Annotated in this window: 9 protein-coding genes; 6 read left to right on the top strand and 3 right to left on the bottom strand. The window is 39.9% G+C overall.

All coding sequences use genetic code 11. The annotated features are described in order from the left end of the window. Positions 1–84 precede the first annotated feature (84 nt). The 3 genes from LEP1GSC202_RS07165 to LEP1GSC202_RS07155 are packed head-to-tail and all read right to left on the bottom strand — an operon-like array spanning position 85 to position 4,674. On the bottom strand, positions 85–1,794 hold the full coding sequence (locus LEP1GSC202_RS07165; RefSeq protein WP_425256019.1) for a caspase family protein: 1,710 nt from the start codon (positions 1,792–1,794) through the stop codon (positions 85–87). A 56-nt stretch (positions 1,795–1,850) separates the two neighbouring features. Beyond that, positions 1,851–3,128 carry a DUF1574 family protein gene (locus LEP1GSC202_RS07160; RefSeq protein WP_039928326.1) on the bottom strand — a complete coding sequence of 426 codons (1,278 nt, stop codon included), beginning with the start codon at positions 3,126–3,128 and terminating at the stop codon, positions 1,851–1,853. Then, positions 3,118–4,674, bottom strand: coding sequence for an MBOAT family O-acyltransferase (locus LEP1GSC202_RS07155; RefSeq protein WP_015676688.1), 1,557 nt, complete (start codon positions 4,672–4,674; stop codon positions 3,118–3,120). Before LEP1GSC202_RS07155 ends, LEP1GSC202_RS07160 begins: the two co-directional genes overlap by 11 nt. A 113-nt stretch (positions 4,675–4,787) precedes the next feature. Here LEP1GSC202_RS07155 and LEP1GSC202_RS07150 point away from each other — a divergent pair, with 113 nt between their 5' ends. From LEP1GSC202_RS07150 to LEP1GSC202_RS07125, 6 genes are all read left to right on the top strand, one after another. After that, positions 4,788–6,644 (top strand): RecQ family ATP-dependent DNA helicase, encoded by a 1,857-nt coding sequence (locus LEP1GSC202_RS07150; RefSeq protein WP_015677439.1) that lies wholly within the window; start codon positions 4,788–4,790, stop codon positions 6,642–6,644. A 151-nt stretch (positions 6,645–6,795) separates the two neighbouring features. Further along, positions 6,796–8,043: an amidohydrolase family protein gene (locus LEP1GSC202_RS07145; protein WP_208597399.1), complete on the top strand. Its 1,248-nt coding sequence runs from the start codon at positions 6,796–6,798 to the stop codon at positions 8,041–8,043. Continuing rightward, positions 8,033–10,117: a bifunctional diguanylate cyclase/phosphodiesterase gene (locus tag LEP1GSC202_RS07140; RefSeq protein ID WP_015677402.1), complete on the top strand. Its 2,085-nt coding sequence runs from the start codon at positions 8,033–8,035 to the stop codon at positions 10,115–10,117. Before LEP1GSC202_RS07145 ends, LEP1GSC202_RS07140 begins: the two co-directional genes overlap by 11 nt. 42 nt (positions 10,118–10,159) lie before the next feature. Then, positions 10,160–12,559, top strand: a complete 2,400-nt coding sequence (pheT, locus tag LEP1GSC202_RS07135) for a phenylalanine--tRNA ligase subunit beta (protein ID WP_015676352.1) — start codon at positions 10,160–10,162, stop codon at positions 12,557–12,559. A gap of 47 nt (positions 12,560–12,606) precedes the next feature. Then, positions 12,607–14,568 carry a 7TM diverse intracellular signaling domain-containing protein gene (locus tag LEP1GSC202_RS07130; RefSeq protein ID WP_015677535.1) on the top strand — a complete coding sequence of 654 codons (1,962 nt, stop codon included), beginning with the start codon at positions 12,607–12,609 and terminating at the stop codon, positions 14,566–14,568. A gap of 9 nt (positions 14,569–14,577) precedes the next feature. Beyond that, positions 14,578–15,150, top strand: coding sequence for a gamma carbonic anhydrase family protein (locus tag LEP1GSC202_RS07125; protein ID WP_015676473.1), 573 nt, complete (start codon positions 14,578–14,580; stop codon positions 15,148–15,150).

The following is a 15,150-nucleotide window of genomic DNA, read 5'->3' as shown; positions in this document are numbered from 1 at the left end:
AAAAACCCTCTTCACGAGGGCCTTTTCTAAATCCATCACCCAACCAGTTCTCTTTGGGTGTGGATCGGAACAGAAACCTTTTGGTCAGTATTTGGTTTTGGTATAACTCAATTTTTTATTGAGGATGATCTCAACCGTCGTCACTTCGCCGGGTTTCACGACGATCTCCGAGTTTTCGAGTTTCATTTCTTCCATAAAACTAGCTCTGATTTCATACTTACCTGGTTTTAGGTTGGTGAACCAAAAGTATCCATCTTTGTCCGTTGTGACTTTAAAGATTTGGTTTGTAGACACAACCGTTGGCATATAGATGGGGTGTTTTTCGATTGGGTTGTCCAAGGTTTTGAAGAACACACGGCCTCGGATCGCACCAAATCCATCCATGGAACTCATTGCATCGACTGTCACGGTTTGTTTCGGAATCACAGCCGTTGCCGTTTTGTAAATCGGGTAGTTGTCGGCACGAACTTCGATTTGGTGGACCCCAGCAGGCAAATTGTCAATTTTTACATTGTAAATATCACCTGGGATTAAAGTTCCATTCCGCGTGATCGAGCCCCAAATTTTGGATTTTTCCGTTGTGACTTGGGCCTTGTATTCTTGGTCATCCACAAGGACTTTGATCGCCCTCACCTTTTCTTCCGGTTGGGACGACTTCAGTTTCCCTTGTTTGTTGAGGAGGTCGTAAGGTGACTTTGTGGCCGCTCCCCCATAGGTTTTGTCTTTGATGATGGAAGTGCGGATGAGGATGTTCCCTGTCGATACAGACGGAGGAGCAGGAGGTTCCACTTCGATGATAGGAGGGATGACAACCGTCGTTTCATTGGCTGGAGCCGGTACTGGTTCTGGTGACACCGGAGTGGTTGTTGTTTGGTTGTTTGGAGTGGTGGTCTCCACTGGAGTGATGGGAACGTTCACCACTACATTGGGAGGTTTCGGTGGAGGGGTTTGCGGAGTGGGTGATCCTGTTAAAAAGATACCAGCAGCATTTCCAGAAACCTGTGGGGTCTGTTCATGGCTGAACTGACGTGCCATTTTAATCGTTTCTTCTTTTGCCACAAAAAACGCTTCGAGTGCGGTGACTACGCTATCTTTGTTGAGGTCGGCTTTTTCTAAGGCATTCCCAAAATTGTAAGTGAAGATTCCATGGTTGATGGTACCACCCACTTCGATGGAAGTTTGGTCATCATCAGAAGAAGAAATCACAGCCTTGTCTTGGAAAAAATAATCCTCAGCATTTTGGCGGACTACCCCATCATTGCCTTGGGCAATCGGGATCTCTGCGGCACCACGTGTGTTTTTTCCCTTTTTGGCAATCCCACCAGAATAACAACAGTCCATCACAAGAACCGTTTTGGGTGATTTGATTTCCGTTAAAAATTCATTGAGTTCTTCATCCGAAATGTGCGGGCGATCGTAACAGATGAGATAGTTACGCATTCCATTTTTTGCCTTCGCATCTTTCATGTACATCCCGTGGCCAGAGAAGTACAAAAATACAGAATCTTCTTTCCCAACTACTTTCCCAAGTTGGCTGATTGCATTTTTCACGTTCTCACGAGTCACCATGGAACCTAACAGAACTTTGATATCCTTAAAGTTTCCTTTTTTTTGGATTTTCTCTTTTAAAAAATTCGCATCGGCTTCACAGAGATTCAACTCAGGGATTTTTGCCTTATTCCCTTTGTAGTTCGTTCCTATGAACAACGCATAACGGTTCTGCGCAAACACCGGTAAACCGATGAGATAGGCAGATAGAATACAAACAAATATGTTTCGTAACGAAAACATGATTGGGTTTCCTCTTATCCGAATGGAGTGCCTCATTCTCCAACACTAGAAATCGGAAATCAATTGGATTTTTGTTTAGATGACAAAAAACGAAAGACTTGTGGCAGCACAAATTCCCGAAATTCGGCGTTTACCCGTTTTTCTCCTCGGCAATCGTAATGGATATTATCTACAAATCGCTCGGAAGGGTAGGAAGATTCAGGAAAGAAAAAGAGTTTTGCCTCAGGATTTTGGGAAAAAAATTCTTTTAGATCAGAAAGAAGGGCAAGTGATTCCTTGGTTTCTTGTCTTTCTTTCAACCATGGCATGTACACAAGTCCAAAAGGGATTCCTTCTTTTTTAGTGAATTCGATTAAGTCTTTTAATACTTGAAAGTCAGGTTTTTGGTAGATGAATGGGGTTGGATTTTTGAGTTCCTCTGCCAATTCTTTTTGCACAAGGGCTTTGGAAAAAACAACTAGTTCGGGTTTCAATCGGTTGGAAATATTATATTTACCGAAATGACGATTGATTTGGTCTTCGATGGTTAAATTGTCTTCGAGTTGGGAGGGGGATGGTTTACAAAGCCCTGCTTCGATGTTTTCACAGGATTCACAAAAGAAGGATTTTTCTTTGTATTGTTTGTCTACCTTCCAATTGGAGAGGCTTAACGCATTTCGGATAGCACCATGAAACCGATAGGATTCATAGAGTAACGGGGCTGCTTTTGATAAAATGAAAAGGCGTTCCACTCCAGAATAATTTTCAGAAAGTTCCGAAAATGTAAATTGGTGGAGGTATCTGTGGCCAAAGAATTCCCAAAGGATTTGGTTCATGTCTTCTTGTTTGCCACTGTAACTAATGACATTCGATTTTGTGGGAGTTCGAAAAAAGTTTTTTTCAAACCCTTCGTTCCATCGTCGGTTGATATAGGCAGAAATGGATTCATTGTTTGATACCACTTTCGCATCTGGATCATACAATGGTGGGCCATAACCTGTTGCGTATAACTTCGGCGAGGCGGCAAAGAGAACCATTTTGGGTTTTTTGTTCCCTTTCTTTAGGTATTTATCCAAAAAAAATCGGTAGTACCTTGGGCCCATGGCAGGCAAACTATGGTTGTAAACAGAGTATTCTGTTTTTTCATCTTTGGCATAACCGGAAAGAGCCATGGACCTAGAATCACCTAACACGATGATGTCGGCATCACCTTTGCCAGATTCTACAAAGTTTTTCTTTAAGTTTACAAAAAAGATTTCAGGTTGTTCTAAATAATGGATTCCTGTCACACGAACTGTGATTTCCAAAACCAAAAAAAACAAAAGGGCCAAACCAATGCCTAAGAATTTAGAACGCAAAGTAAATTACCTCTTTTCCAAAAACTCCTCTTGTGAGGATGAGAAATGCCATAAACGATAATACAAAAGCTTGGATGATTGGATGTGTTAAAAAGATCCAATACCTTTCTTTTTTGAAATAGGTGATGCCATCGATGATGAGGAGTGGAAAAAAAATTTTAAAGTATTCTTCCCACAGTCCAAACATATTTTTCACATTACTATTGGGAGAAAGGTCCCATGTCCAAACACTTAAGAATTTTTTTAAGTATACAAACATCATATTGGCATCATAGGAACGAAATGCAACGGCACTAAAAGCAACGAGTGAGAATACCAAAACTCGGCTAAACGTTCCCGTAAGAATTTGGGAAACTGTAGTGGAAATGGTTCGGGAAGTTTCGATCGTTTGATCACCTAAATCTTCCTTCTTTTTGGAAAAGGCAACAAGGTAAATCAAAGTGTAGACACCTTGCAAACATCCCCAAGTAATGAATGTCCAGTTGGCTCCATGCCAAAGCCCAGAGAGAAAAAAGATGATACATAAATTTCGGTATTGAGCAAATTTCCCATACTTACTCCCTCCAAGAGAGATATAAATATAATCGCGAAACCACCGATTCAATGTTACATGCCAACGGTTCCAAAATTCTGTGGGGGTTTTCGAAAATTCTGGAGTTTCAAAATTCACTGTGAGGGTCACCCCTAGTAATCTAGAAATTCCAAGTGCAATGAAAGAATACCCAGCAAAGTCACAATAAATTTGAGTTAAAAATAAAAATCCTCCAGCAAACACTTGTGAGCCGTCGATGGAGTGGATGATCTCTGGATTTTGGGTGTATATGGATTTGGCAGCAAAAAATACCTGGTCTACATACGTAGCCAAATTGTCAGCTACATAGACTTTCATAAAGTATCCAAGTAAGATATCGTACAAACCCTTTTGGACTCCATCCAATGTTGGGAACTTCGGTTGTTTTAGCTGAGGGAGTAAATCTTGTGCCCGTTCGATCGGACCTGCCACCAGTTGTGGGAAAAAATTCACAAACAATGCAAAATCAAAAAAATCTTTTTCAGCAGGGATTTGTTTTCTGTACACATCAATCGTATACGACATGGTTTGGAAGGTGTAAAAACTAATCCCAACAGGAAGGACTATGTTTTTCAAAAGATAGGTACTCGAATCTGTGGCAGCACTCCCTCCAAGCCAAATGGCAATTTGGTTCCAGGAATCAATGAGGTTCACAGCAAAAAAATCATAGTACTTCATGGTGAAAAGAAGGCCCAAATTGGCAAAAATGGAAACTGATAGGTAAAGTTTCCTTTGCCCTTGGTGGTTTGAAGATTCGATGAGATTGGCTGCGACGTAATCGATGGTGGTACTAATGAGAATTAAGAAGAGAAAAAACCATTCCCACCAACCGTAAAAAACATAGGAAGCAAAGAGTAACCAAAGGTTTTGCGCGCGGTAAGCCCATTTCTCTTTTTTGGCAAACCAACCAAAACACAAGAAAACCGAATACACGATAAGAAAGAACAATAAAAAGACAAAAGTGTTAAAAAGCATCGGTCTTCGTTACAATTTCAAGGTTAGCAGATTCTGTAAAATTCAAAAATGAGGCAAAAAGGGAGAATCTTATCATTGACCCGTTCCTGTTTCCCAAAAATCTTATAGTTAGCTTGGATCTACTTTCGGAACTCAAAACCAAATTCGGTTTTTCAGAATTTCGCCTTGGACAAAGGGAAGCAATTGAATCCGTTCTTTTGGGCAAGGACACACTTGCAATTTTACCTACTGGAGCCGGCAAGTCTCTCATCTACCAACTACCGGCGGCCATACAAAAAACAAAACTAACGCTTGTTATATCACCTCTCATTGCTCTTATGAAAGACCAAACAGAGAGTTTACTTTCCAAAGGAATCCCTGCTGCATTTTGTAATTCCACACAAGACGAAGTGGAACAAATGACCATCCTCGCAAGAGCAGTTCGTGGGGAACTAAGGGTTTTACTGGTTTCCCCAGAAAGGGCATTATCAAATGGTTTTTTAAGGATCTTTCGTGAGATGGATTTATTTTCCCTTGTTGTGGATGAAGCCCATTGTGTCTCACAATGGGGTCATGATTTCAGGCCTGAATACCGCCAAATCCATATTTTGCGAGAACGGCATCCGAATCCAAAATTTCCTATCTTAGCACTCACTGCCACAGCCACTGAAAAAGTACAAACAGATGTCCAAGCCTCCCTTGGGATGCGTTCGCCAAAAGTGGTGCTCTCCACTTTTTTCCGACCAAATCTCAAATTCAGTGTGGAATACCCAAACCAAGAACGAGACAAAGCAGACAGACTCATGGAACTACTGGAACCATGGAAAGATGGCAGGAAGTTTCCTGGAAGAGCCATTGTTTACTGTGCCACGCGAAAAAAAACGGACGAAGTGTACGATCTTTTGAAAGACTTTGGGTTTTCCGTTGGGAAATACCATGCTGGACGCACAGACGGAATCCGAGAACGCACTCAAAACGCATATACCTCAGGAAAAGTACCGATCCTAGTTGCCACCAATGCTTTTGGGATGGGAATGGACCAACCTGACGTTCGTTTGGTGGTGCATTACCAAGTCCCTGCCTCTCTCGAAGCATATTACCAAGAGGCTGGTCGTGCAGGCCGAGACAACTTACCATCTGAATGTGTATTATTTTACAAAGCTGGTGATGTTGCCACGCAAGTGTTTATGTTGTCAAAAGAGACAAACTTCAAAGGTGGAGATACTTTACTCAAATACATCAAAGAGTATGCTAACCATGAAGTTTGTAGGCAAGTGCAACTTTGTTCCTATTTCGGGGAAACCATTCCTCCCTGTGGAACCTGCGATATTTGCACAGAGACAGGTGTCAGTGTTAACCGTTCGAAGTTTTTAGAATCAGAAAAAGTAAAACTCCAGAAAAAAAATGAAAAGCGGGAATACCCACTTTCCGACTGGGAAGAAGAAACCATCCAAAACTTTTTGAAAGAACACCCTGCTGTCTTTGGCAAAAACATCATTGCAAAAACCCTAGTAGGCAAACGTACCAAAGATGTCCTACGTTACCGTATGGAACGTAATCCATTCCATGGAAAGTTGGAAGGGATCCCAGAAGAAGCAGTGGTTGCCAAATTAGAAACATGGGTGGAAGAAAAAAAAGTTTTGGTGGCGGGGGCAAAGTACCCTAAATTGTATTTACCCAATTTTTCCAAAACCAAAGTAAAACTCGGCTCATCATCTAACACAAATGATGTGGAAAGTAAAAATACGAAACCAAAAAAAGTTCCTACCTTACATTCGCAAATCTTACGAGAACTGATGAATTACCGCGATCGTAAAGCAAGGCAACTCAAATGGAAAAAGTTTATGGTGTTCCAAAATCCTGTTCTCAAACGGATTGCGGAACGAAAACCCAAAAACTTATCCGAACTGGAAGCCACGAAAGGTGTTGGCCCTGCGAAAGTGGAACGATTTGGCAATGATATCATTGAAATTTTGGCTAAGTGGGACTAAACAAAACAGAATCACTTCGACCAATCAACAATTGTCGATTTGAGATTTTCGTTCCATAATTGAATAGATCCATTCAAATCACTGATGAGAATTTACAGTAAATTCCCTTGAAACTTTCCTTCCCTATTAGAATCTGCTGATTCAAAGGGTCATTATGGAAAAAATTGCAGGTAGGATTGTCACTCACGAACGAGAATTTTTGGGAACGGTCGAATTTGATGTCACAACTGGGCTCATCACAAATGTGAAGGAAGGTTTGGATCCAAATGCACGCCAATACTCCGAAGATTGTGTGATATTTCCTGGGTTTGGAGACATCCACATCCATGCAAGAGAAGATGTGACGGGCAAACACACTTATAAAGAAGATTTTTTATCGGCAAGTGCAGCTGCCATCAATGGAGGTGTGATCCATGTGGCAGATATGCCAAACAATCCAGTTCCACCAATTGATGACGAAACTTATACCGCAAAACAAGCGCTTACCGAAAAAGCTCCTATCCATATCACTCTCTATGCAGGAATTGGACCTCATACAAAACCTCTATCCAAAAAAGTTCCTTATAAAGTATTTATGGGCCCTTCCATTGGAGAACTTTTTTTCCACGATAACCCGTCACTCGAAGAAGTGATCAAACACTACCAAGGCCAAGATGTGAGTTTCCATTGCGAAGACCCTGAAATCCTCATCGCCAACAAAGACCAACCCACACATGAAACAAGGCGTCCCAAAGAAGCAGAAACTGTCGCCACAGATTTTGCGTTATATCTCATTGAGAAGTACAACCTCAAAGGGAAACTTTGTCATTATTCAACAAAAGACGGTCTTTCCAAGATCATTGCGGCTAAACAGCGAGGTGTGAAGGTCACATGTGAAGTGACTCCAACCCATTTGATGTTTGATACCGATATGTTAACGGAAACCAATCACAAATGGTTCCAAATGAACCCTCCGCTTCGTGGACGTGAAGATCGAGAAGCGATGGTAAAAGGCATACTTGATGGGCATATTGATTATTTAGCGACCGATCATGCACCACATTCTATCGAAGAAAAACAAAAAGGTACAAGTGGCATCTCACAATTGGATACATATGGACTTTTTGTCACATATATGATATTAAAATTAAACATTCCCTTGACACTCATTGCCAAAATTTGTTCTAAAAATCCCGGTGAGTTTGTAGCACCTTATTTACCAAAATCATTTGGAAAAGGGGTTGGATTTATTAACGAAGGTTATGCGGCAAATTTTTCTATCCTAAATTTAAAAAAACCAGTTGAATTTAAAAAATCCATGATTAAAAGTAAGTCCGGATGGTCGCCATTCGAAGGGTTCCAATTTCCTGGATCCATCGAAGCGGTCTATTATTTAGGCAAAGAAATACATGCGAAATGAGCCTTTAGGCAGTAAAATTCTCTCTGGTCTCACTGTTAAATCTTTACTGACCGAATACCCAAACAGTTTCCAAGTTTTGGATTGGGAGGGGCATTTTATTTCTGTCACAGATCGGTTTGCTCGGTTTTTGGAATTTGAGCCTAAAGATTTGGTGGGTCAATCCATCCTTAAATTCACTCAAGAGGACGATAAAGAAAACACAGAAAACACATTTAATAGTTTGGGTGAAAATCCGAATATTGTGAATTTCGAAAATCGCCTTGTGACCAAATCCAAAGAAGAGGTATGGATCATTTGGTTACTGATCCCACTTCGTGAATCCAAAATCATTTTGGGTTTTGACCGAGATGTTACGATCCAAAAAGACATTTCCTTTGAATTTTTATTACAACAACAGAAGTACAAGTCTATCTTTGATAACCTTCCCATGGGGATCGCCATCACCGATGAAAAAGGAAAAATCATTGAAACCAATAAAACGGCAAGGACTTATTTCGACATCCAAGATGGAGAACTTCTCAACCGCACATTAAACATTCGGAAGTACACTCTCATCCAACCCAATGGAACCAAAATTTACCCACGTAAATCCAGTTTGATGCGGGCCCTTCGGCACAAAGAAGTGATTCGGAATTTGGAAATTGGAATGATCAAAGAAGACAAAATCACTTGGTTTGATATTTTAGCAACACCCATTCCCATTGAAAACTTTGGCCTAGCGGTTGCCTTTCTTGATATCACCCAAAGAAGGCATGCGGAAGAAAAAATTGCCTATATGGCATTTTTTGACCAACTCACAAACCTCCCGAACCGGAACTCTCTCATCGACAAACTGTTTCCTATTTTTGAAGAAGCAAGGCGTCATGGAAATTTGGTGGGGATCCTTGCGATTGATTTGGATAATTTTAAAATCATCAATGATTCCCGTGGCCATGATTTTGGAGATAAAATCATCAAACTTGTGGCATATCGCATACGCGAAAGCATCCGAGTGTATGATCTCATCAGCCGGCAAGGGGGAGATGAATTTACGGTTGTATTACCAGACTTATCAAATGAAAGAGATGCGGCCGTTATTTCTGAATCCATTTTAGATGCAATGACACATCCCTTTGTCATCGATGGAGAAAGGATTTTTGTGAATATCTCGATTGGAATCGCCTTATACCCAACAGACGGAAAAGATTCCAATACACTGCTCAAAAACGCAGATAGTGCTCTCAATTTAGCCAAGTCTCAAGGCAAAAACTGTTATGTGTTTTTCACTGAAGAACTCCAAACCGTGGTTGCCGAACGATTGGAAATTGAAAACAGGATGCGGATCGCCATCATCGAAAACCAGTTCACTTTGATGTACCAACCTAAAATTGATTTGTATACAAGAAAGCCAGTGGGTGTGGAAGCTCTCATCCGCTGGCGCCATCCAGAAAGAGGCCTTATTTCACCAAATGTATTCATTCCAATTTCAGAAGAAACCGGTATGATCCTAGCAATTGGAGAATGGGTGATTAAGTCTGCCATCAAAACCATGCGTATGTGGAAAGACGAAGGGATAAAAGAAGTTTCCATGGCAGTGAATATCTCCACCAAACAATTCAAACACGAAAGGCTTATTTCAACCATTGCTGAAAATCTAAAATTATTCAAAGTGGACCCACATGACTTAGAAGTGGAACTGACAGAAAGTTCGGTTATGGAAAATGCAGATGCAGCAGTTCGCACGATGCAAGAGATTCGGAAACTGGGAGCCAAAATTGCCATCGACGATTTTGGAACGGGTTACAGTAGTTTGGGATACTTAAAAAAACTCCCAATCTCTTCCTTAAAAATTGACCGATCCTTTGTTTCTGAAATCACAACCGACAAGGATTCCAAAACCATCATCCATGCAGTTTCCAACCTGGCACATAACCTGGGTTTGAGTGTTGTGGCGGAGGGAGCAGAAACTGAGGAACAAGTACAGTTACTTGCCGAAAGTGGTGTGGACCAAATCCAGGGATTTTATTTTGCCAAACCAATGACTTCGGAGGACTGCCTGCATTTTCTAAAAACAGAACTTGGAATTTCGGATTGACCCGTTCGCTTTCCCGCCGTTTTTAACAAATAAGGATTTCACTTGAAACTTTCAGTTGATTGGCTAAACGATTTTACCCCGCTCTCCCAGATTCCATTCGAAAAAGTACTGGAAAAGATTAATACGTCCATCTGTGAGATAGACGATGTGGAAGAATTTAAATCCCACCTATCATCCGTTATCACAGTCAAAATCAAATCCCTAGAAAAACACCCGAATGCGGAAAAATTACAAACAACCATAGCGACAGACGGGACCAAAGACTACCAAATTGTCACAGCAGCCACAAATGTGAATGTTGGGGATATTGTTCCATTAGCACTCCCAGGAACTAAATTGGATGGGAAAGAAATTTTAGATTCCGAACTTCGTGGAGTTCGTTCGCAAGGTATGTATTGCTCCGAAAAAGAATTGGGCACGGCAATAGAATCATCAGGGGTACTCATCCTTCCCAAAGACACAACACTTGGCATTTCGGTTCGTAAACTCTTTTCATGGGAAGATACCATTCTTACCATCGACAATAAGTCCATTACCCATAGGCCTGACCTTTGGAACCATTTTGGATTTGCAAGAGAACTTGCAAGCCAACTCCAAATCCCTCTCAATTCCTTTCCACTCCAATCAGATACAAACTGGGAATCGGGTAACCAAGGTTTAACGGTTGAGAAATCTGAACATGCACATGCCTATTATGTTTGTGCAATCCAAAATGTAAATGTCACAAATTCAATTCCCAAAATCAAATCCCGATTGGAAAAATGTGGAATCCGTTCCATCAATAATGTGGTGGATGTTTCCAACTATTTGTTATTGGAACTTGGACAACCCACTCATTTTTTCGATCGTTCTAAATTACAATCCTCAAACTTTACCGTATCCAAATCCAAGGAAGGGGAAAGTTTTGCTCTTTTAGATGATACTTCTCCTAAACTTCCAGAAAACATCTTACTCATTCAGAATGGAAATACTCCTGTCGCATTAGCTGGAGTCATGGGTGGAAAAGATTCAGCCGTCACGGAATCCACAAAAGACATCGTGATGGAATCCGCCGTTTTCAAAAGAGAAGATGTTCGATTCACCATCCGAAAAACGAATATTCGTACGGAGTCAGCGGTTCGTTATGAAAAAGGATTGGATTCTTACACTTGTTTGCCGGTGATCAAACGTGCTGTACAACTTCTTATCGAAAATGGAAATCCAAATGTTAAGGTATTTGAACCTCAAGGATTCAATCACACAGTATCCAAAACCGTTACAATCGATACCAATTTAAGTTTCCTACGCCATAAACTGGGTAAAAAGATTAGTCTCCAAGAAGTAACGGACATTTTACAACGATTAGGTTTTACTGTCACAGCAAAGGATGAATCCTTATCAGTTGTTGTCCCAAAATATAGACAAAACTATGATGTTACCATTCCAGAAGATCTTGTAGAAGAAATTGGAAGGACCATTGGCTATGCTTCCATCCGAACGGAAGCACTTTCCATGGCGGTGGAAACTCCAATCCGAAACCCACTACGTGAATTGGAAAGAAGGGTAAAACAATTTTTAGCCTTAGAAGTTGGATTCAATGAAGTATACAATTATTCATTTGCTTCTTCGGCTGATGCGAAACTGGAAGTGGCTTATACAGAATCTTCATTAAAAATCGCTAATGAAATGCCGGAAGAACATTCCTTACTTCGTACCAGTTTGTATCCAGGTCTCATCAAACAAGCAAAGTTAAACCAAGATCGTTTTGAATCTGTGAATTTGTTTGAGTTGGGGAGAACCTATCACAAAGAGGGGAAAGGTTCGGATTTAGCGGAAGAAAAACGTTGGCTTTCCATTCTCTCCTTATCCAAACACAAACCAACGGACCTTGTTTCCATTGAACAAGAATTCTTACGTTTACGGGAAACTGTTTCAGAACTTTTTTTCTATCTCAACTTACCAAAATTTTTATGGTCCAAACAAAACCGTTCCCATTTCCATCCAAACGCTAGTTTGGCTCTCCACTATGATGGAAAAGAAGTCGCAGAACTTGGGATCTTACATACACGGTTTAGCGATCTCTATGATGTAAAACGTCGGGTCATCCTTGCTAAAATCAATATGGAAGTATTGGTCGAAATTTGGGAAAACCATGGAAGGAATTCTCATTTCATCCCACCTTCCCATTTCCCACAGGGACAACTGGATATATCCTTACTCATGAACGAATCAGATCCAACAGAACCATTTGCGAACTTGGTAGAAACATTACAAATCCCTGAATTGGAATCTGTTTATGTGCAAACCATCTTCCAAGGGGAATCCGTTGGCGAAGGGAAAAAATCAGTAACCTATCGTTTTCGACTTATGTCCTATGATAAAACCTTTACCCAAGAACGATTTAAGGAACTTTCTGACAGTTTGGTAACTGCAGCGAAAGACAACGGTTATACCTTACGATAAATTTGCTTTGACAAATCACAATTTTTATTGGGAAATCATTCGAGTTTATGCGGATCCTTTGTCTCTTTATTTTATCGGGAAGTTTATTTTCCTGTTCCCGGTGGGAGATCCAAAAGTCCATCAGTGACGAAAGTTTTGTGCCTGAAAAAATCGATTATGTGATCCATTCTGGATCTGAAATTGATTCACCGAAACTTCGATGGACTCCTATTTTCAAAAACAATTTGAGTTTGGGTTTCCAATCGGAACATGTATATTTAAAAATCAAAGCAACAAACCATACTTCAGTTCCAAAACTCATTTTAGATTTGGGAAACCCTCATTTAGATTTCATCAGAGTTTACGAAGAAGGGACGTTAGAGCCCATTAAAGAAGGTGGAGATTTTATTGCTCATTCCCATTGGGATGCATTTTCTAAATCCATCGCATTTGAACTCAATTGGCCCGTTGGTGAAACAAAAACGATTATCTTAGAAACCAAATCTTCATCTAACATAAGTTACTTGATTCGATTTTATTCCAAAGAGACTTTTTATCTAAAGGAAAATTTAGAAAATACAATCCTAGGTTTTTTTTATGGCACCATATTCATTATGGTGATTTACAATTTATTCATTTATTTTATTTTAAAAGAAAAAGCTTATATTACTTATTCTATATCCATTTTTTGTAATTTATTATTGCAAATGTATCTAAATGGAATTTTGAACCAAATTTTTACGTTAGATCATCCAGAAATCCATAACCGAATTGGAAGTATCATCGTAACTTGTTCTGCGATCACAGGATGGACATTTGCCCAACAAACATTAAACTTACGAGATTTTAATTTATGGTCACATAGACTCTTACAATCCTTAAAGTTCATTGTGTTGTTTTATATTTTGATTCCTTATGCCTATCTTCCAATTGACATTGCCGTCCGAATTGGCAACTTCATTGCTCAATTATTCGTTGTATCCGTTTTAGTTGTGGCACTTGTGAATTATAGCAGTGGAAACAAACAAGCTCGATTATTTTTATTTGGTTGGATTACTCTACTCTTCGGAATCCTGATGTACACGTTGATGCAAAATGGAGTTCTTCCAGTCAATGTATTCACATTGTATGGAAATCAAATTGGGTCCACACTAGAGGCTGGAATTTTATCACTTGCTCTAGCCAACAAAATCAACGAATTGAAAGAAGAAAAAGCAAACACACAAGCTGAAGCCCTTGTTACCCTTGAAGAAAAAGTAAGAGAACGCACAAAAACATTAGATGAATCATTAAATCTCATCAAAAAAGATCTAAACGTTGCCAAAAAAATCCAAAAAACATTATTCTCTGATATCAAAACCAGTGATCCAAGAATTCATTTCCATTCCTATTACCAATCGATGTCGGAAGTGGGTGGAGACTTTTACGACCTCACCCAAGTGAAAGCCGATTATTACCGAATTTTTGTAGCCGATGCCACAGGCCACGGGATCCAAGCGGCACTCATCACAATGGCAATCAAGGCAGAATACGAATCACTCAAAATGATTTATGACCATCCAGATGATTTGGTTTTTCATATGAATCAAATTTTTATTAATAAATATAGCAATATCCAAACCATTTTTACTTGTTCTGTATGTGATATTGATTTAAAAAACAAACAGTTGTTTTATGCATCAGCTGGCCACCCAGATCAAATCCACCAACGAATTCATGACATCAAACTTTTGCCTAGAACAGGTAAAATCATCGGACTTATGGACCATACACAATACCGACTCATCGAACATCAAATTGAAGAAGGTGATCGAATATTTTTATTCACAGATGGGATCTTTGAACAATTTAATGAAGAAAAAGAACTTTTTGGTGAAGACAGATTGTATGAAATTCTAAAAGAAAATTTAAAACTTAGTTTGGACCATACAATGGCAAAAGTGTTAAGTGAACTCTCTTTGTTCACTGATGGTCATGCAAAACAAGACGACATTACATTTATCGGTTGCGAAATACAAAGTCTTGGTTGACTTTGAACCATGTCTTACAAAGAAATTCCTCATTTTACAAAACCATTCATCCATCCAAATGCCACCGCATTTGGTATGATAGAATTTGGAACTTCGGTATCCATTTGGCCGGGTGCAGTGGTCCGTGCAGATATGAACCAAATCAAATTGGGTGATTTTGTCAATATCCAAGACAATTCCACATTGCATACGGACTCAACAAGTCCAATCTCGATCGGAGAATGGACGTTAGTTGGTCATAACGTAATGATCCATGGTTGTAAAATTGGTAAAGGAGTTCTTGTTGGCATTGGATCAATTGTACTCGATAATGCAGAGATTGGGGACGGATCACAAATTGCGGCAGGTTGTATGATCCGAGGTGGAAAAAAAATCCCACCCAGATCTCTTGTTGTGCCCAACGGTTCCGATATTAAAATTTTCCCAGGAAAAGCCAAACCTGAACTCACTGTCGCAGGTTGTATTGAATATGCTCACTTATCCGAACGATTTGCTCAGAATGTATTTGTTCCCTTCCAAAAAGAAGAAGAAATACATTTTGTATCCCAAGCAAAAGAAATCATCGCAAAACTTGGGATATAA

The organism is Leptospira yanagawae serovar Saopaulo str. Sao Paulo = ATCC 700523 (assembly GCF_000332475.2).
Classification (GTDB): Bacteria; Spirochaetota; Leptospiria; order Leptospirales; family Leptospiraceae; genus Leptospira_A; species Leptospira_A yanagawae.
This window is presented reverse-complemented; position numbering and strand designations above follow the sequence as displayed.

Coding starts and splice junctions, on each gene's coding strand:
- LEP1GSC202_RS07155 (WP_015676688.1), bottom strand. CDS start 4,674: ATGCTTTTTAACACTTTTGTCTTTTTATTGTTCTTTCTTATCGTGTAT.
- LEP1GSC202_RS07140 (WP_015677402.1), top strand. CDS start 8,033: ATGCGAAATGAGCCTTTAGGCAGTAAAATTCTCTCTGGTCTCACTGTT.
- LEP1GSC202_RS07130 (WP_015677535.1), top strand. CDS start 12,607: ATGCGGATCCTTTGTCTCTTTATTTTATCGGGAAGTTTATTTTCCTGT.
- LEP1GSC202_RS07125 (WP_015676473.1), top strand. CDS start 14,578: ATGTCTTACAAAGAAATTCCTCATTTTACAAAACCATTCATCCATCCA.